19 protein-coding genes and 2 pseudogenes are annotated in these 17,920 nt (G+C 68.1%); 9 read left to right on the top strand and 12 right to left on the bottom strand.

Annotated elements, in window-relative coordinates; all coding sequences use genetic code 11:
* Positions 1-21 precede the first annotated feature (21 nt).
* Entirely contained in the window at positions 22-162 is a 141-nt protein-coding gene (locus AB0J69_RS45270; RefSeq protein WP_364131606.1) for a hypothetical protein, read from the top strand.
* 366 nt (positions 163-528) lie between these two features.
* Positions 529-2,472 carry a hypothetical protein gene (locus tag AB0J69_RS45265; protein ID WP_364131603.1) on the top strand — a complete coding sequence of 648 codons (1,944 nt, stop codon included), beginning with the start codon at positions 529-531 and terminating at the stop codon, positions 2,470-2,472.
* 41 nt (positions 2,473-2,513) lie between these two features.
* Here AB0J69_RS45265 and AB0J69_RS45260 read toward each other — a convergent pair whose 3' ends face one another.
* Entirely contained in the window at positions 2,514-2,654 is a 141-nt protein-coding gene (locus tag AB0J69_RS45260) for a hypothetical protein (RefSeq protein ID WP_364131600.1), read from the bottom strand.
* A 357-nt stretch (positions 2,655-3,011) separates the two neighbouring features.
* On the opposite strand from AB0J69_RS45260, the gene AB0J69_RS45255 reads away from it, so the two are divergent.
* A complete protein-coding gene (locus AB0J69_RS45255) occupies positions 3,012-3,743 on the top strand; it encodes an SDR family oxidoreductase (RefSeq protein ID WP_364131597.1) in 732 nt (243 codons plus the stop codon).
* 20 nt (positions 3,744-3,763) lie between these two features.
* A complete protein-coding gene (locus tag AB0J69_RS45250) occupies positions 3,764-3,979 on the top strand; it encodes a hypothetical protein (protein WP_364131731.1) in 216 nt (71 codons plus the stop codon).
* 154 nt (positions 3,980-4,133) lie between these two features.
* On the opposite strand, the pseudogene AB0J69_RS45245 reads toward AB0J69_RS45250, so the two are convergent.
* Positions 4,134-4,268 (bottom strand): annotated as a pseudogene (locus AB0J69_RS45245) (ISL3 family transposase); the annotation flags it as partial.
* 237 nt (positions 4,269-4,505) lie between these two features.
* Complete coding sequence (locus AB0J69_RS45240) at positions 4,506-4,874, bottom strand: VOC family protein (protein WP_364131594.1); 369 nt, start codon at positions 4,872-4,874, stop codon at positions 4,506-4,508.
* 63 nt (positions 4,875-4,937) lie between these two features.
* Here AB0J69_RS45240 and AB0J69_RS45235 point away from each other — a divergent pair, with 63 nt between their 5' ends.
* Positions 4,938-5,396 carry a MarR family transcriptional regulator gene (locus tag AB0J69_RS45235; RefSeq protein ID WP_364131592.1) on the top strand — a complete coding sequence of 153 codons (459 nt, stop codon included), beginning with the start codon at positions 4,938-4,940 and terminating at the stop codon, positions 5,394-5,396.
* Between the two features lie 197 nt (positions 5,397-5,593).
* Here the strand turns inward: AB0J69_RS45235 and AB0J69_RS45230 are convergent, their stop codons facing one another.
* Entirely contained in the window at positions 5,594-6,103 is a 510-nt protein-coding gene (locus tag AB0J69_RS45230) for a helix-turn-helix domain-containing protein (protein ID WP_364131589.1), read from the bottom strand.
* A gap of 311 nt (positions 6,104-6,414) precedes the next feature.
* On the opposite strand from AB0J69_RS45230, the gene AB0J69_RS45225 reads away from it, so the two are divergent.
* From AB0J69_RS45225 to AB0J69_RS45215, 3 genes are all read left to right on the top strand, one after another.
* Entirely contained in the window at positions 6,415-7,722 is a 1,308-nt protein-coding gene (locus tag AB0J69_RS45225; RefSeq protein ID WP_364131586.1) for an MFS transporter, read from the top strand.
* The gene (locus AB0J69_RS45220) at positions 7,719-7,940 is read left to right on the top strand and encodes a hypothetical protein (RefSeq protein WP_364131584.1); all 222 of its coding nucleotides are present in this window, start codon (positions 7,719-7,721) and stop codon (positions 7,938-7,940) included. The genes AB0J69_RS45225 and AB0J69_RS45220 overlap by 4 nt, the downstream gene beginning before the upstream one ends.
* 169 nt (positions 7,941-8,109) lie before the next feature.
* A complete protein-coding gene (locus AB0J69_RS45215; RefSeq protein ID WP_364131582.1) occupies positions 8,110-9,345 on the top strand; it encodes a serine hydrolase domain-containing protein in 1,236 nt (411 codons plus the stop codon).
* 85 nt (positions 9,346-9,430) lie between these two features.
* On the opposite strand, the gene AB0J69_RS45210 is transcribed toward AB0J69_RS45215, so the two are convergent.
* The 3 genes and pseudogenes from AB0J69_RS45210 to AB0J69_RS45200 all read right to left on the bottom strand — a co-directional run bounded on the left by AB0J69_RS45210 (position 9,431) and on the right by AB0J69_RS45200 (position 12,023).
* Positions 9,431-10,075 carry a TetR/AcrR family transcriptional regulator gene (locus AB0J69_RS45210; RefSeq protein WP_364131580.1) on the bottom strand — a complete coding sequence of 215 codons (645 nt, stop codon included), beginning with the start codon at positions 10,073-10,075 and terminating at the stop codon, positions 9,431-9,433.
* Between the two features lie 20 nt (positions 10,076-10,095).
* Positions 10,096-10,746: a hypothetical protein gene (locus AB0J69_RS45205; protein ID WP_364131577.1), complete on the bottom strand. Its 651-nt coding sequence runs from the start codon at positions 10,744-10,746 to the stop codon at positions 10,096-10,098.
* A 152-nt stretch (positions 10,747-10,898) separates the two neighbouring features.
* Positions 10,899-12,023, bottom strand: a pseudogene (locus AB0J69_RS45200) (alkene reductase).
* A 276-nt stretch (positions 12,024-12,299) separates the two neighbouring features.
* On the opposite strand from AB0J69_RS45200, the gene AB0J69_RS45195 reads away from it, so the two are divergent.
* Positions 12,300-13,694: a BTAD domain-containing putative transcriptional regulator gene (locus AB0J69_RS45195; protein ID WP_364131575.1), complete on the top strand. Its 1,395-nt coding sequence runs from the start codon at positions 12,300-12,302 to the stop codon at positions 13,692-13,694.
* Positions 13,695-13,735: 41 nt separating this feature from the next.
* Here AB0J69_RS45195 and AB0J69_RS45190 read toward each other — a convergent pair whose 3' ends face one another.
* From AB0J69_RS45190 to AB0J69_RS45170, 5 genes are all read right to left on the bottom strand, one after another.
* Positions 13,736-15,349 carry a hypothetical protein gene (locus AB0J69_RS45190; RefSeq protein WP_364131572.1) on the bottom strand — a complete coding sequence of 538 codons (1,614 nt, stop codon included), beginning with the start codon at positions 15,347-15,349 and terminating at the stop codon, positions 13,736-13,738.
* A 149-nt stretch (positions 15,350-15,498) separates the two neighbouring features.
* Positions 15,499-15,897, bottom strand: coding sequence for an integrase core domain-containing protein (locus AB0J69_RS45185; RefSeq protein ID WP_364131570.1), 399 nt, complete (start codon positions 15,895-15,897; stop codon positions 15,499-15,501).
* A gap of 93 nt (positions 15,898-15,990) precedes the next feature.
* Positions 15,991-16,269: a hypothetical protein gene (locus tag AB0J69_RS45180; protein ID WP_364131568.1), complete on the bottom strand. Its 279-nt coding sequence runs from the start codon at positions 16,267-16,269 to the stop codon at positions 15,991-15,993.
* 15 nt (positions 16,270-16,284) lie between these two features.
* Complete coding sequence (locus AB0J69_RS45175; RefSeq protein ID WP_364131565.1) at positions 16,285-16,860, bottom strand: GNAT family N-acetyltransferase; 576 nt, start codon at positions 16,858-16,860, stop codon at positions 16,285-16,287.
* A 311-nt stretch (positions 16,861-17,171) separates the two neighbouring features.
* Entirely contained in the window at positions 17,172-17,414 is a 243-nt protein-coding gene (locus AB0J69_RS45170; RefSeq protein WP_364131562.1) for a hypothetical protein, read from the bottom strand.
* Positions 17,415-17,920: the final 506 nt, after the last annotated feature.

Here is a 17,920-nt window from a genome sequence, read left to right as displayed (position 1 = left end):
ATGCGGGGGTGTGCAGGCCAGGTGGCGCGGCGTTCCACGAACCAGGCGCTGGAGCGGCGCAAGGACCGCGAGTTCCCGATCCTGCCGGCCTTCCTCGCCCCGGCTGCGGTGAACCAGCTCGGGCAGCTTCACGCACCTGGATCGTCCTCGCCGGCCTGGTGACGGCGGGCTCGTACGTGTGCGCCCTGCCGCTTCTGCTCAGAACGCCGCTCCGCCCGCTGCTGCGTACCGCCAGGTGCGTACCGGGAGCAACACGACCTGGTCGCCTTCGACCCCCGGCATTCGATCGGGCTGCCGTACCTCTGCCATCTCGGCTACGCGTATCGCGCGGCCCTGGTGATCAGCGGGCCGACGCGCGGCCAGATGTGGGCCGACCACACCGCTGACGACGCCGGATTCGAACCGCTTCACGACGACACCGGAAAGCCGCTCGGGTTCGGTTCCGTCGCGGCTTGTCGTCCATGTTGACGTCGAGGATGCCGAGCGGGTTGGATCTTGTCTTTCGTACTGATGAACGAAGGAAAGAACGTGTCCTTACGATTGGGCCAGCGACTGCTCACCTGCGCCGCCGCCGTGGTGACCGCGACCGCCATGCTCGTGATCCAGGCCCCCGGCGCCACAGCCGCCGACTCCATGATCGACCTCGGTGTCGATCTCGACTACATGCACGGTGCCGATGTCGTGGCCGGCAACGACCGGGTCTATGCCTCGATCGACGACCGGATCGTCGCCACTGACTCCCGTGGCGTCGTCACCGGGACCATCACCGGCCTTGCAGGCGCCAACGGCCTGGCCGTGACGCCCGACGGCACCCGCCTGTACGCGGCCCTGAGGCTCTCGAACGAAGTCGCCGAGATCGATACCGGCGCCTTCTCCATCACGCGTCGGTTCGATCTGTCGGCGTACCGGTGCCCGCGGCGCCTGGCCTGGTCCAGTGGCCGCCTGTACGTCGGCTACGGTTGCCAATCGGGGGATGGCGGGCTCCTCCGCCTCGACACGACGGCGGCTCAGCCGGAACCGGCTCCGATCATCCCGCGACTCAACAGTTGGCCCGTGGCCGCCGCCGCAGGGTCGACGCTCGTCGTCAGCGCCGACAACGAGACCCTTGTCTACGACACCTCCGGCGCCGATGTCACCCTTCGCGGCCAGCTCGGCCAGCCGTCGTCCATCCTGTCCAGCCGGCCGGACATCACCCTCACGCCGGACGGCTCGACCGCGCTGGCCTTTACCAGCCCTCCCAGCACGTACGACGCCTGGGACACGACCAGCCTGACCCTCGTCCGCGGCTACGGCACGGGAGGCGCGGCACGAGCCATGGCGATCAGCCAGGACGGCACGTCGGTCCTGGGTGCCGAATATTCCAACGGCGTCAGCAGCGTCAAGGTGTTCGACGCCGCGACAGGCGAGAACACCTTCACCTACGCGGACTCCGATGTGGAGGTGTTCGCGGGCGCACTGACCACCCTCGGCAACGTCGCCTTCGCCTTGGCGAAGGACACCTCCGACCGTGTCCACCTGTGGCGGCTGCCGGATGTCGACCTCCCGGCATCCACGCTCACGCTGACCGCCCCGTACGCGGTGGACGCGGTCGCACCGCTCACGCTGACAGGCCGACTCACTCTGGCCGACGGATCGGCACCCGGCGAGCAGCGGGTCACGGTAGCCCGCCGCCTCGAATCGCTGGATGGGAACGGCCCCCGCGAACCCGTCGCCGAGGTGACGACCGCCGCCGACGGGACCTTCACCCTCACCGACGCGCTGCCCACCGCCGGTAGGTTCAGGTACGAGGCGGTCTGGGACGGCACCGCGGAGCACCGGTGGACCAGAGCGTACACATACGTCACCGCGGCCAAGGTCAGATCTTCGATCAGCCTGAACCTTCCGAGCGCGGCGACCGTCTTCGAACCGCTGACCCTGACCGGGCGGCTCGTCCTGGCGAACGGGGCGTCCCCAGGCGAGCAGCGCCTCACCGTGACCCGCAACAGTCCGAACGGCACTCTCCTGACCCTGTCCACGGTGACCGCCGCGGACGGCGCCTTCACCTTCACCGACACCCCACCGCTCGCCGAAAGGCACAGCTACCAGGTGTCCTGGTCCGGCAACGCCACTTACGAACTGAGCTACACGTCGCGAAGCGTGCTGGTGGGCAAGGCCCCGACGAGCTTGACCCTCACCGGCCCCGATTCGTCGGTTGCCGACCGGAGCATCGAGTTGAGCGGGGCGTTGACCGGCCCCAACCTGGATTGGTCTCGCACTCTGATCATCCTGGAACGTACCGTCACCAACAGCGCCGGCACCGTCACCACCAGGGTGGCCACCACGCGGCCGACAGCCCCTGACGGATCGTTCACCTTCGCCGATACCCCCCAGACGGGCGGTGATTACACCTATACCGTCCGCTGGCTGGGAGACACCACGCACCTGCCCGCTCAGGCCGACCACGCGGTCACGGTGCACGGCCCCGTCGACTAGCTCGCGATGAGGGTGTGCGGGGCCCCGCACACCCTCATGGCTCAGACCGTCACGACCGGCATACCGTGCTGGTCGCGGAACGCGGGCTCCCGCACGCAGTGGCGGAAGCTCATCTGCCTCCTCAGAAATTTGATCTTGTCGACGATGCCCTCGACCGCGCCGCTGCTGTGGGGCAGTGTCAACCCGGCGGTGACCGCGGCATGGTCGCGACGTAGACCCGTGGCGGAAGCGGCCGGATGGGGGTGAGCTTCCTGCCGCGGTCGTGGCGATCCAGTCGTCGAGCAGGTGACCGTTGCGGCCGGTCATCATCGCGGCGAGGCCGCGGACGTGTTCAGACGATCCCCATCGGGTACGCAGGGGCATCCGAATGTGCGTCACAACAGAGGCGGGGCCGGACCGATGAGCTTCGGGTTCGCTCGCGGTCGCACCGGGCACACGGGAAGGCATCGGGTTGGACCGGAACTGTGCGACCAGTACCTGTGCGACCATCCGCCACCTTCCCTCATCGATCACAGCCCACACGTGCCGAAGGGGCCGTCATGCTGCTGGAGAACAAGACCGCCATCGTCTACGGCGGCGCCGGAGCGATCGGCTCGGCGGTCGCCCGCGTCTTTGCCGGCGAAGGCGCCACGGTCCACCTGACCGGACGCACTCGGGAGCCTCTGGAGGACCTGGCCGACGCCATCTCCCAAGCCGGGGGGCGCGTCGAGGTCGCCCCACTCGATGCGACCGACCGAGCCGCGGTCGAGCAGCACGCCGATACCGTCGCCCAGCGCTCTGCGGGCATCGACATCGCCTTCAACGCCACGTCCAACGACGACCTGCAGGGCACCCCGCTGGTCGACATGGCCGAAGACGACGTGCTGCGCCCCGTCATCAAGGCAGTCACCACCCACCTGACCCTGGCCACCGCCGTCGCCCGCCACATGATCGGCCGTCGCACCGGCGTGATCCTGGCCATGGGCGGCGGCCGGGAAGCCATCCCCCGCCTCGGTGGCTCCCACATGGCCTGGTCCGCCCTCGCCGGCCTGTGCCGCCAGCTCGCCAGCGAACTCGGCCCCCACGGCATCCGGGTCTGCTGGCTGCTCTCTCCCGGCTCACCCGATCCATCCAACCCGCCCGACGATGACCCGGAGGCGAACGTAACCTTGCTCCACCGCCGGCCGCGACTCGAAGACGTCGCCAACGTCGCCGCCTTCGTCGCCTCCGACCGTGCCGCGACGATGACCGCCACGGAGGTCAACATCACCGGAGGCGCCGTCGTCGACTGAACACACGTACCGTGTCCCGCTTGAAAATGCGATTTCGTACTCTGAACTTGGGTTTCGCTGCGAATCAGGGCAACGGCTGCGGCCATCGCGAGGTGGTGTTGTCGCTCGTCCACCGGTTGGTGCGATGCTTGTTCGGCCTGCTGACGGTGCTGGTCCGCGCTGATCTGTCCAAGGCCATTGAGCTACTGGCGCTCCGTCACGCGTTCGGGAGCGCGTCCCAGCAGTACGCCGGGTGAAGTCGGCCGGTGGGGGCAAGCTCGCCGATGGCCCTCGATGAGCTGGCAGGGACCGCTGGCCCGCAACTTCACGGCGCCCGAGTAGCGAACCTTCGATTTCGGCGTGCCGGAGGCCGTCGTCCACTTGGCGGTCGCCTGCGTCATGTAACGCGTGCACGACACGGCAGGTGAGGACGGCACGGTCGGGGTCGAGTCGTTGGCCGGTGACCTCGAGTCCGAGTTCGTCGAGTCGGCAGGAGGCGGTCAGATCAGCGCAGGCGAAGCCCGCGCCGACGGTAGCGTCGGGCACGTCGAGGTCTTCCGGATGGGCGGCGCAGGAACCGCTGTCCTTGGGAGACCTCGACCTCTATCCGGCCCTCGACGCGCCGTGCCATGACCGCCGGCCTCGACGTCACACTCCGTTCACCTCACGTGTGAGGAGCAGGAAAAGTGATCACCCCGGGCGAACAAACGTCGCCTGGATTCTCGAGCCTCGGGCGCAACCTCGGTCTTTGGGGCCGATGATCGTCCGGTGGCGTTTGGCCTGTCAGGCGCGATCGTGAAAAGTGATCTGGTAGCCGTCGGGGTCGGCGAAGGTGAAGGTCCGACCGAAGGGGCCGTCGATCGGTGCGGAGACGATGGTGTGACCGTCGGCGGCCAGAGCATCGTGAATGGCTTGGACGTCTGTGGCGTGGAGCCAGATCGTGGCACCGATGCCGGGCTGAGCAGCGGATGCGAGATCGGTGCCGGGCACGATGTCGCGGAGTGCGAACGCGATCGGCTTCGTCTCGAAGACGACGGCGTGCGGAGGTCCGGTCTGCGAGCGGACGAGGCCGAGGTACTGCTCGTAGAACGCCTGCGAAGCGTCGAGGTCGCGCGCTTGGAGCGAGATGAAGTCGGGGCCGGTGGCGGGCATGATGATGCTCCTTGTCTTCGTGTCAGCTTTCTGACACAGGTCAATCTATGTCAGAATGCTGACATGAGTCAAAACGGTGTCGGCGTCGACCTGGAGACGTCCCTGGGCTACCTGCTGAAAGAGGCGTCGAGCGCCCTCCGTGCAGCCATGGAGGAGGTGCTGCGGCCGCTCGGGATGAGCGTGACGCACTACTCCTGCCTCGAACTGCTGGCTCAACGACCGGGCTTGTCGAACTCCGAGCTCGCGCGGGGCGCGTTCGTGACCCGGCAGACGATGAACGTGCTGCTCCAGGCCCTGGAACGAGACGGCTACGTGACCAGGCCCGCGGAGGCACCCGTCGGGAAGGTTCTTCCCACGCGGCTCACGCCTCGCGGCCGACGGAGCCTCGAGAAGGCGACCGTAGCGGTCCGGTCCGTCGAGGTCAGAATGCTGGCCGGGATGACCGAGACCGAGCGGTCAGACGCGTTCCGGATCCTGCGGAGCATGATCCATTCCCTGAGGGATGGCAACGACGGTGCATAGCTCGTTCCCCGGCGCACGTCTCGTCGCGCTCGGACAGGAGCGCAGCCGAGCGTGAAAATCCGTGCGGGCGACCTCGAGAACCGACGGACCCCGACTACACCCGACCGCAAGCGGAAGATGGAGGGGACCACCCGCCGCTCCTATGAGGGCCACATCCGCCTCTACCTGACGCCGTATCTGGGGCGGCTACGGTTGGATCAGCTCAGGGTCTTGACCTGATCGAGCAGGATCGAGGGCGGCCGGCCCGAGCGGGGCTCGTCCTGCAGGCCGTCCAGGCGCTTGGCGATGAACCTCGCCCGCCAGCGATCGACCGTCCCCGGTGCGGTGCCGAGTTCGGCACCGACCTGACTGTTCGTGCCGCCCTCGGCGCAGCGCAGCACGATCCCGGCGCGCAACGCGAAGAACTGTGCGGTCTTCGACCGTCGGGCCCAGCGCATCGACTGCGCCTGCTCGGCCTCGGACAAGACCAGGTCCGCCTTGCGCCGACTCGACCGCGGCTCGTCCGCCAGGCCCGCCGGCCGGTCAGCCGCGAACGGGGAACGCCACGTGCGCACCGTCGCCACGTTCACACTCAAGTCGGCAGCCATCCGGGCACCTGATGCACCATCCCCACAGGCCAGGACGATCTGTGCGCGCTCGACCTCCCGGGCGCCTGCCTCGCCTTCCGCCCAGCGTGACAACTCGGTGCGTTCCTTCTCCGAAAGCACAACCTCGACAGCCCGTGGGCCTCGATGCGACATAAAAGCAGCATTTGTCCTTACAGCTGAAATATCAGGCGCAGGACACTAGAGTTGAAGCCGTTGCGGAATCCCGTCCGCCTGGGGAATTGAGGAGCACTGATGTCTACAACGATGACCGGAGCTTCCGTTCGCCCCCTGGTGACCGCAGTCGCAGGCTTGTAACGCCGCGCGTGTAGCAGCAAAGTCAGCACACATCCCGGTCGCCGGGGCGAGGTGACACGCGTCACCGGCCCTTGGCGCTGTTTGGCGCCTCCGTTCGCCTTTCCGGGAGTTCTGCTGTGTCCGCTCGTCATTCTTCACTGCTTCGTGTACGTGTCCTGGTCGAACGCCTGATCGCTGCCCCGTTCGGCAGGAAATCTCAACGGTCGAGGTCAGCTCCGCCTGCTCCGAACTCCGCTGATCAGACTGTCAACCGGCATGTCCGCCTGCTGAGCTGGTTCAACTTCTTCGGCGACTTCCGCATGTACGGGCCGATTATGGTCATCTACTTCGCGCAGGTCACCGGCTCGTACACCGCTGCCGCCAGCCTCCTGGCGGTGAAGATGCTGTCTTCGGCAGCGTTCGAAGTCCCTACCGGGGTGCTCTCCGACCGCCTCGGCCGACGCGGCACGATGATCGCCGGTGCCGTCGTCATGGTGGCCGCCCATCTCGGGTACGCCGGCGCTTCGGGCTACGGCCTCCTCCTGGCTGCTGTTGTGCTGGAGGGTTTGGCGACTTCACTGTGGAGCGGCAACAACGAGTCCCTGCTCTACGACACGTTGCTCGAAGCCGGCCGGGAGGAGGAGTTCCCCCGGCACTCGGGCCGGGTGAACTCGATGTTCCAGATCGCGCTCGCACTGGCGGCAGCCATAGGCGGCGTGGTCGCCGGCGCGTGGTCGCTGCGTGTGGTGGTCGTGCTGTCGGTCGTGCCGCAGGTGCTGTGCGTGCTCGTCGCCTTGCGGGTCCGGGAACCGCGGGTGCACGGCCCACTGGAATCGAACGTGCTGGTGCACCTCGGATCGGCCCTGCGCGGCATCCGCCGTAATCCGGTGCTCCGCCGGATGACTCTGGTGTCGGCGCTTCGTTACAGCAGCGAAGGCGCGGCCCAGTTGTCGCCTGTTTTCGTGGCAGGGCTGTGGCCGCTCTGGGCGCTGGGCCTGTGGCGTACCTTCGGCCATGGCGTGGCCTTCGTCGGCTTCCGCGTCAGTGGTTGGGTGATCGGCCGGGTGGGCGCGGCCCGCACTCTGCTGTTCGGTGAGCTGTTCGACAACGTGGCGAACTTCGTGGCGCTGGTCAAGCCGACGGTATTCTCGCCCGTGCTGCTTGGGTCACCGGCCTACGGCATGTCGACAATCGCCCAGCAGACGTTGCTGCAGCGCGAGTTCACCGACCGGGAACGCGCGACGATGGGTTCGCTTGCGTCGCTGCTCGGCAGCGTGCTCTACGCGCTCGTCGCCCTGGGAGCCGGCCTGGTGGCAGACCGTTGGGGCATCGTTCCGGCGTTGCTCGCGATCCAGGCGGTGGTGCTGATCGCACTTCCGCTCGCCTGGTGGGTGCACTCGCACGCTTCTTCGCGCCCCGCGGGCGCTGGGACGGTGACGGGATGAGCGCCTTCTCGGCCCCGGCCAGGCCTGCGGTCGACGTCGCAGTGCTGCAGGGTGAGATCGAAGCGATTTTCGGCTTCCGCTGCTCGGTGCCCTCTTTCTTCGCCGGCAGGCACGATCCCCACGAGGTGATCGGCATGACCGCCCGGATCCACCGTCGAAGCACCGTCACCGGGCTGATCAGCGAGTACCGCAGAGCTGCCCCTTTCCGCCGCCCTTGACTGGCCGACTCGGGCGGGCGGACTCGGACCGCGGCGAAGCCTCCCGGAGAGCCCGCGGGGTGAAGCCAGCGGTGCAGCCGCTCGCTACGCCTGCCGGTCCGCTTCGACGAGGACCACGACATCCGTAAGCTATGTGACTCAAGTATCGGATGTGATGTAAGGGGCATAAGTGATCGGCCTTTCCCGCAGAACTCTTCTCGCGGCGGCGCCGGCGGCGCTGATCGCCGGGCGACCGGCGCAGGCGGCGCCACCCGCCCCTGTCGTACGGGTGACGGGAACCGCGCCGACGCAACTGGCGGGGTACGACAACCTGCTCAAGTGGTTCGTGCTGGATCGCCAGATCAGGGCGGCGCAGCTGGCCATCATGAAGAACGGCAAGATCCTGCTCGCGCGCGGCTACTGCTACGACGACTACTCCAGGGTGCCGTCCGTCCCGTCGCCGACGTCGTTGTTCCGGATCGCCAGCCTGAGCAAGAACATCACCTCGGCCGCCGTCATGCGCCTGGTGCAGGACGGCAAGCTGAGCCTGTCGGCCAAAGTCACCCAGTTGCTCGGCCTCACCCCGGCCGACGCCCGGATGGAGCAGGTCACCGTGCTCCGCCTCATGCAGCACCTCGGCGGCTGGGACCGCGACGTCTCCAAGGACCAGCTCTGGCTGGACCACACCATCTCGGCCGCGCTCGACGTGCCGCTGCCGATCGGGCACGACGACATCATCCGGTACGCCACCGCCCGCCCGCTCGACCACGCCCCGGGCACCAAGATGGTCTACAGCAACTACGGGTACCTGCTGCTCGGCCGGATCATCGAGAAGGTCTCGGGACAGCCCTACGAGACGTACATCAAGACCAAGCTGCTCCAGCCGCTCGGCATCACCCGCATGCAACTCGGCGAGAGCCTCAGGACCGAGGCCGCGGCCGGCGAGGTCCGCTACGAGTCGCAGTACACGAACAAGACCGTGCTGGACACCTCCGGCACCACCGTCCCGTACCCCTACGGCGGCTTCAACATGCCCAACCAGGACGCCAACGGCGGCTGGCTGGCCTCCGCCGTGGACCTGGTCCGCTGGACCCTGGCCTTCGACCGGCCGGGCACCGTGCTGAGCTCGGCCTCGATCGCCAAGCTGGTGGCAAAGCCGGAGACCGGCGTCAACGAGTACGGCTCCTGGTACGGCGGCGGCTGGTGGTGCCGCCAGGTCACCGGCCACCTCAACACCTGGCACAACGGCTCGATGCCGGGCACGTTCGCCTACCTCGCGCGGCTGCAGAACGGGTTCAGCTACGCCCTGCTGTTCAACCGGCGCGAGGAGAGCGGGTCGCTCGACTACGACGGTATCGACGACGACATGAACAAGGTGACCGTGTCCTCCTGGCCCACCACCGACCTGACCTCGAAGTACTTCTGAGCTGCGCGATCGCTCCCCCGAACCCGGACTCTGCACGGACGTCCCGGCCACCGCTGGAGGTTCCGGGAGGGGAGCGTCTCAGTGCCTAGCGGTGGTTCGGCGGGGTGTTCAGGAGTTCGCGGGCCAGCGCTTCGCCCCACCATCGCTCGACGCGGTCCGGCGGCCAGCCGCGTTCGGCGGTGAGCGTGGTGTAGACGTCGATGCTGCACATGCCCGCGTAGATGTCGGCGGCGGCCCGCACGTCGAGGCCGGGGCGGAGGGTACCGGCCTGCCACGAGGAGAACACCGCCACGCGGGTCTCGTCGGCGCGGGCGCGGCTTTCGTGGTAGAGGGTGGCCAGTTCCGGCTCCGTACGGGCGGCTTCGCGCAGGGGCACGATGACGTCTCCGGCGTGTTCGAACAATCGCCGGTCGAAGGCCGCCATCACGGCGAGCTGCCGCTCGGGTGTCGCTTCCGGTGCCTCCAGTTCGGCGAGTTGCCGGGAGGGGTCGGCGGACAGGCCGGCGGCGTCCGCAAGTGCCCTGGTCAGGCCGGCCTTGTTGCCGTACACCGAGTAGACCGTCGGCACGGAGACTCCCGCCTCGCGGGCGACGTCGCGTACGGTCGTCGCCGTCCAGCCCCGGGCGACGAAGAGCCGGCGCGCGGCCTGGGCGATGTCGGCGCGCGTCTCCATCGCCTGGGCCGTACGGCGGAGGGAGTCGTAGCGGCGCCGGGTCCCCTCTGCGCTCATGATGTGTAGCGTAGGGCAAGCTATCGCAGCAGCAGGGTGACGCTGTACGCGACGATCCAGGAGATCCAGCCCAGCCACCCGATCAGCCCGGCCAGTCCGAGGCGGTTGCCGCCCTCGACGTTGTACGGGGCGGCGAGCGAGGACACGACAAGCAGCGCCGCGCTGATGTATCCCAGGTACGCCTGCCAGAGGGGGACGAGACCACCACTGACCCCGGCCACGGTGAAGCCGAGCAGCGCCATGGCCAGGAATGTCTGGTTGAGCCCGAACAGCACGTTGCTCATCCCCCACAGCCCCGCCATCGAGCCGCGTCCATGGCGGGCGGCGGTGGCCATGCCGAACCGGAGCGCCTCGACGCAGGCGAACGTCGCGTTCTGCAGCAGCACGCCGGCGAAGCCCACCAGCGCCCACGCCGTCTGATCGGCGTTTCCGCGCCACAGCACCGACAGCAGCCCGGCCGCGAAGAGCGTCAGGCACAGCCACGTCACCGGTACGAGCACCGACGGCTTCTTCAGCGCGTCCGCGATCCCGTCGAACGAGTCGGTGGCCGCGTCCAGGCCCTTGCCCGAAGTCGGCAGCGGGAGGCCGGAGCGGAGGTAGAGGACATTGACCACGATTCCCACGAGCACGAACCCGATCCCGCCCAGCCCTGCCAGAGCGATGAACTCCATGCCGGCGCTCCTCTGATTTGAGTTAATGCTACCTATAATGAATATATAGCACCTCAATCGCAACGACGTCGTCCGCGTTCGGCACGATGTCCGGGTCTGTGGGCTTGTGCGGAAGACCTGGTAGCGGCCGTACTGAAGATCACGGCAGGAGATCAGACCGCGACCGGAGCGCGCTCCTCCCGGGCGGCCAGCGCCGGGTAGTCGGTGTAGCCGAGCTCGCCAGCCCCGTACCAGTGCTCCACGCGCACCAGGTTGAGCGGTGCGCCGCGGCGGAACCGTTCGACCAGGTCGGGGTTGGCCAGGAAGGCGCGGCCGAGCGAGATCAGGTCGGCGCCCGCCGCGAGCAGCCGCTCGCCCGCGTGCCGGCCGCCGTCGGCGGGGAACGGGGTCGGCCAGGGCAGCGACGGGTTGGCGATCAATGCCGCCCGCCAATCGGCGCGGATGCGGTGGAACAGGGGCTGGGCGGGGTCGGCGAACACCACGTGCAGGTAGGCCAGGCCCTTGTTCGCCAGCGCGCCGACGAGCGCGGGATAGACGTGCTCGATGTCGTGCTCGCGCATGGCGTTGGCCGTGACACCGGGTGCGATGCGCAGGCCCACCCGGTCGGGACCGATCGCGTCGGCGACGGCCTCGACCACCTCGACCGCGAAGCGGATGCGCCCGGCCACCGAGCCGCCGTAGGCGTCGCCGCGCCGGTTGGTGACGTCCGAGAGGAACTGGTGGATGAGGTAACCGTTGGCGCCGTGCACCTCGACTCCCTCGAACCCGGCGTCGATGGCCCGCCGGGCGGCGGCGGCGACGTCGTCCACGGTGGATCGGATCTCCGCGACGGTCATCTCGCGGGGCACGACCCCCGGCCTGGCTCCGCCGGGCGTGTGGATCGAGTCGGGGAACACCACCGGCGAGGGCGCGACCGGCGTCAGCCCGGTGGTGTCCGGGTGGCCGATCCGGCCGCCGTGCTGCAACTGCAGGAACATCGTGCCGCCCGCGGCGCGCACCGCGCCGGTCACGCGCCGCCAGCCGGCCACGTGCGCGTCGTGGTAGATGGCAGGAATGTCGGGATAGGTCTACCCGACCGCCTTCGGCGTGGTGGCCTCGGCGATGATCAACCCGGCGGACGCGCGCTGGGCATAGTACGTCGCCATGATCGGCGCGGGGACGCCGTCGGCCGACGCGCGGTTACGCGTCAGCGGCGCCATCACCAGCCGATTGGGGAGGTGGAGGGAGCCGAGCCTGGCGGGTTCGAACAGGCGGGAGGTCAACGCTGAGCCGGTCATGGTCCTGGTCCGATCTCTCTATGTGGTGGGGCTGAGTTCGACTGTGCTCCTGAGCGCTTCGGAGTGGCTGATGGTCCGCTGATGGCCGCTGACGGTCTGCCGGGCGGCGCTGTGTACGGTGATCAGTGTGTGGTTCGGAGTGCTCGGCCCGCTGATGGTGCGGGACGACGAGGGCCGGCCGGTCAAGGTTCTCGAAGTCAAGGTCAGGGCGCTGCTCGCCGATCTGCTCGTACACGAGGGGCGACCGGTCGCCGCTCATCGGCTCATCGACGACCTGTGGGGGCACGGCCACCGGGCAACCCCGCCAACGCCTTGCAGGCCAAGGTCTCCCAGCTACGCCGGGTTGTCGGGCGCGACCGGGTGGCCTACCAGGCGCCGGGCTACCTGCTGCGCCTCGGTCCGGCCGACGAGGTGGACGCGGACCGGTTCCTGGCCCTGGTGGCCGGGGCCCGCTCCGCCGGCCCGGTGGCGCGGGCCGCGCTGCTCGCCGAGGCGCTCGAACTGTGGCGCGGTCCGGCGTACGCCGACTTCGCCGACGAGGAGTTCGCCCGCGCGGGGGCGCACCGTCTGAACGAGCAGCGCCTCGCCGTCGTGGAGGAGCAGGCCGAGACCCGCCTGGCCGCGGGTGACGACCTCTTGCTCACCGGGGAACTCGCCGCTCTGGTAGCCCGCCATCCGCTGCGTGAACGGCTGCGCGCCGTACAGCTCCGGGCCCTCTACCTGGCCGGTCGCCAGGGCGAGGCGCTGGCGTCGTACGAGGAGTTGCGGCACCGGCTGGCGGACGAGCTCGGCGTCGACCCCAGCCCGGAGCTGGCCGCGCTCCACCAGGCGATCCTGCGCCAGGACGCGTCGCTCGGCCCGCCTCCTGGGGTTCCCGATCGCCTGGTGTCGAATCTTCCCGCCCAGCTCACCGCTCTGGTCGGGCGCGGGCCTGCTCTGGAGGAGGTTGACCGGCTTCTCGGCGGCGCCCGCCTTGTCACGTTGATCGGGCCGGGCGGGGTGGGCAAGACGCGGGTCGCGGTGGAGGCCGCGACGCGAATCGCGGCGCCGGAGGACTCGTCGCGGGGTGCGCGCTTCCCGGATGGGGTGTGGCTGGTCGAGCTCGCCGACCAGCGCGGGGGCGTGGCCGACCTCGCGCAGGCGGTCGCCGCCACGCTCGGCCTGAGCGGCGACGTCCCGGCCGGCCCGCCGCACCCCGACCACGTTCCGACCAGCCCACCGCGCCCCGGCTACGTCCCAGCCGGTACGCCGGGCCCCGGAACGGCCGGGGCGCCCGCCGACCGGCTGGCCGCCGCCCTGCGCGAGCGCCGGATACTGCTCGTGCTCGACAACTGCGAACAGGTCGTCGAGCCGGCCGCCGAGCTCGTGGATCTGCTGCTGCGCGCGGCGCCGGGGGCGAACGTCCTGGCCACCAGCCGGGAGCCGCTCGGCCTGGCGGGCGAGACCGTGTACCTGGTCGAGCCGCTCCAACCGGCCGACGCGATCCGGCTGTTCACCGAGCGGGCTTCCGCATCCGCCGGCCGCTGGACGATGGTCCGGGACGTCAAATTCGACCGGCACACCTTCCCAGGCACGCTCACCGAGCTGGTGATCGCCGACCTGACAAGCAGGCTGGGCCAGCCGCTCACCGCGCTGGATCCGTCAGATGACAGGCCCATGATGTGGTCGTGAGGGCGGGACTGTCCGGCCACGGGACACGCCCCTGGCTCCGGCTACAGCTGGATGATGTTGTAGTGGTCGAGGCGGTCGACGGTCAGTTTCAGCTTGCCGTGCCGGCAGGAGAATGCCGGCGACTTCGACTGCGGAAAATCTGGCGAGACCAGCGAGACGTGACGCGGGCAGGAGCCGAGGTCAGCCTCCACAGTGAACCCTGAATGGGGTGTGATGCCCTGGTCGTAGTTGTGGTTGACGAGGTGGAGGGAGCGCTTTCCGGTGCCACGCTGCACGAGCAGGCTCGCCGCGATGTGGGCCGCGCTGACCCGTACCGCTTGGGGGCTGATCACGTTGTCGCTGAAGATCGCGCGACGATCCTTGTAGAAGCGGGCGTAGGTCTTGAAGAAGTCCATCATTCCGAGGTCCGTGGCGGTGGGGCTGCCGACTGTGTCCTTCAGGTGGAAGGCGGGGAAGATGCCGTTCGCGTACGCCTCGGCGCCGAAGATCTGCCAGTAGTCCTTCTTCTCCTGCAGCGGCAGGTTGAGGTAGTTGGTCATCATGTCGTTCGGCCAGTCGATGAACACCACGACAGGCACGTGGCCCGCGATCCGGGCGCTCTGCTCCTTCAGGTAGCGGTACTGCGACTGGAGCGACTTGGCGCCGTTGAGGTGACCGTCTACCACCGGCACGTAGTCGGCGCCTCGGAAGTCGGGTGTCTGCTCGTCCGGGTTCCACGGGTACATGCCGACGCTGTTGAAGTCCACATAGGGCCACAGCCCGTTCGAGGAGATGAGGACGTTGCGGTGCCGGGTGCGCCAGGAATACGCCCGCGTCTTGTCGACCAGCTCTTTCCAGTACCGGCGGATGTATGTGGCGGTGAACGACGTGTCCTCGGCGTACATTCGGTTGGCGACCACCCTGCCCCACTCGCGGGCGAGCGGGTTCACCGCGTTCAGGGGGTCGCGGTTCCAGCCGCCGGCCCGCAGGTAAGCACGGTAGTTGAAGTTGGCCGTCAGGTCGCCGGCCGGCACGTCGCGACGGGGGATGTTGTCGTCGGTCATTCCGAAGCGCGATTTCCAGTCTGCGGCGGTGAAGGCCGGATACTTCTCCAAGAGGTACCGGTTGAAGTCGGCGATCGCGTAGTCGTCGAAGCCCTCGTTGCCGTTGAAACCGTATTTCGACCCACCGCTGAATCCGGCGTTGATCTCGTCGAAATTGAGCCCGTCGACTCCGCCGTCCACCTGGATGCGTGCCCAGGACAGGAGGTACTCGCGGTACTTGGGATTGAAGATGTTGCCCCGCCGCGCCGGCTCCGGAAAACCGAATTCGTCATGGGGTACCGGATTGCCGTCCGCGTCGCGCGTTGACATGTCGTCGAAGATCTCGGCAGTGGCGAAGTCCTTCGGGAAGATCACGCTCGCCGTACCGCTGCCCATGAAGGCGATGCCTTTGGCGTGATAGCGGTTGATCTGTGTGAAGTTGTAGTCAGCCGCCTCGTCCCCCGCTGTGGACCACTTCCCGATCGCGCGGATGGTGGTGTCCGGGTCGAGTTCGTAGACCTGCGGGTCCTCATCGTGCACGTCCGACTGGCTGAACCCGTACACGACGAAGCCCCCGACGGCGCCTGCGGCCGGTGCCGGCTGTCCCCACGCCACGAGCGCCACCGCCACCATGCCCGCTGACCAGCGCAGTACCCCGGATCGCCGTGGCATCATGTCCCCCTGGGAGCTGCGGCGCTGCTACATCGGCAGACGTTTGGGAAGCGTATGTCCGGGTCCCCGATATGAGAAGTGCTCTGTCCGACTCGGCCGAAGGGTCCAGCTCAGGCAATGGTCGGGTCGGTCCTGGTCATCACGGTGCGGACCGCTTGGCAGTGCGTACGCCGACTCAGCGTCAGCTGATATTCCTGGGGCGCAGCGCCGACATGACACAGCCGAGCAATGTGCTCGAAGCGCTGGAACTGTGTGGTGCGGCTGAGCATCTTTCGGCGCTGAATCCGGCCTTCCAGCGGCACCACAACGTGCTCGTCTTCATCGGGTGGGCGTTGTTGGCGGGACTGGTGCGGGCGGTGCGCGTTGTAATCCTCGGCGTACTCCTCCAGGACCGATCGAAGGTGGCGTTCGTCGTAGATCAGCATCCGGTCGGTGCATTCGGCCCGGACGGTGCGCACCCAGCGCTCGGCGTAGCAGTTGGCGCGGGGCGTCCGCGGAGGCGTCTTCATCACCGTGACACCCTCGGCGGCGAAGACCTCATCGAAGACGGCGGTGAACTTGGCGTCCCGATCACGGATGAGGAACCGAAACGAGCCGGCCCTCTACTTGAGGTTCATGAGCAGGTTGCGGGCCTGCTGGGTCGTCCACGCGCCGGTGGGGTTGGCGGTCACGCCCAGGACGTGCACGCGCCGCGTCGCCACCCCTATCACGAACAACATGTACAGGCGTCTCAAGAAGATCGTGTCGACGTGGAAGAAGTCGCAGGCGAGCAGCCCTTTCGCCGGCGCGGTGGCGTCCTTGGGTTTCAGCCGCAGCGCCGGCAGGAGAGCGGCCGCGTGTATGAGTGACAGCGTGATCTTCGTCCCGGCGAGGGCTCCCAAGCGTCTCCGCCGTAATCACTCGTGAGCGGGCCATTCCTCGGCCAGGAGCGCGTATGAGAGACCGTCGAGCCATCCCTTGGTGCGGTGGAGTGAGTCTCTCACCGTGTGCTGTTCGCGGCGCATCCCGACCCGCTCCATCAGCCGCCACGAGGATTCGTTGTCGTAGAAGCAGTCCGCGTGCAGGCGGCGCAGGCCAAGACTCTTGAAGGAGATGTCGATGAGGGCGCGTACCGCTTCGGTGGCGTAGCCCTTGCCGCCGTAGGAGGGATCGAGCGTCCACCCGAGCTCTCCTTGTACGCTTTCCGCCTGGTCAGCGACCTCTTCCTGGGCCCAACCGTCCTGGACCTTCAGTGTCAGGTCGCCGATCACCCGGCCGTCCAGTTCGACGATGAGCAGGTCTACAAGCCGCTCCTCGCGGAGGAAACGCTCACGGTAGTCGTCGTAGGTCTCTGTGGCGGCCGCGACCCATTCGTGAGTCTCCGGCAGTTGCCGGAAGGCCCAGGTCGCGTCCAGGTCGTCGGGGGCAGCCCGGCGCAACAGCAGCCGCTCGGTGAAAATCGGCCAGTCCAGCGTGTCAAGAGGGTGACGCATGGGCCCTCATACTGACAGCGGGCTGTGGTGATACACAAACGGATTACTGCGGACGACATCTCCGACAACGACGCGGCTATCGCCCTACAGGAACCGACAGGACACCGAAGCGACCAGGGCGCCCGGGAACCTGCGTCCTGAAAATCAAGTGGGCCCGGAGGCCGGGGCGGGATTGGTCGGGTGTCACAGGGCGGGCGGGGTCGTCGGCTCCGTCTGGGGGGTCGCGGCGGGCGTACCGCGAAGCTCGGATGAGCAAGGCGCGTTCAGATCAGTCAGTTTGAAGACGACCTCGGGAATCAGTGCAGAGGACTTCAGAAACCGACACGGAGCTCAGCGATCATCTGATCGGCAGGAACGGAGAACACGTCTATGCCGTTGAGGAGCACCCGCGCCCTCGGCTCGAAGTCGAAGCCCCGATAGATCTCGACCGCCTGCACAACACCGGCCGAACCACAGAACACCTGCACATCGACGCCCGAGTCGATGCAGCAACCCACCAGCAGCCCGCAGCGGCTCCAACTCGATGACCGACGGCCCCATGCCGACTCCCACATGCGCAGATCAGCCCGGAAACCACTTCCGAGCGAACCGACCTTAGCGCCTCGCCCACAACCAGGCCGTCACGCTCTCGCCCCTACGAACCCCGACCAGTGCAAGATCGAGAAGTGGTGCTCAAACTCGTGAACATGACGCACCCCAACGATCAGTCGGTGGTGCTCAAACTCGTGACGAGCTGGTGCCCGTTCTCGCATTCCTGGCCACCGCAGCGTCCCCCACCCGCCAGCGCCCGGTTCCTGCCGCCAGGATGGCGGCCAAATCCGCCTCACCTCTGCAGGTCGACCCTCGACAACGGCCCCGCCTGATGGAGATCGTCGACAATCGGGCGCGCATCGACGAAGCCCCGAAACGGGGCGAGTGCGACCAGCGGCCGAGAGTCGCCGGAACCGGTGCGGCCCACCCGCACCCGAGAGTGATCGTGGGAGCCCGAGAGAGGGGCACTGGCGAGGGCGAGATCAAGAAAGGCGGCCCAGGGTCACGGGCGCCCAGGCCACTTGAGGGA

Origin of the sequence: Nonomuraea sp. NPDC049709 (assembly GCF_040674815.1) — a bacterium.
Lineage (GTDB): Bacteria > Actinomycetota > Actinomycetes > Streptosporangiales > Streptosporangiaceae > Nonomuraea.
This window is presented reverse-complemented; position numbering and strand designations above follow the sequence as displayed.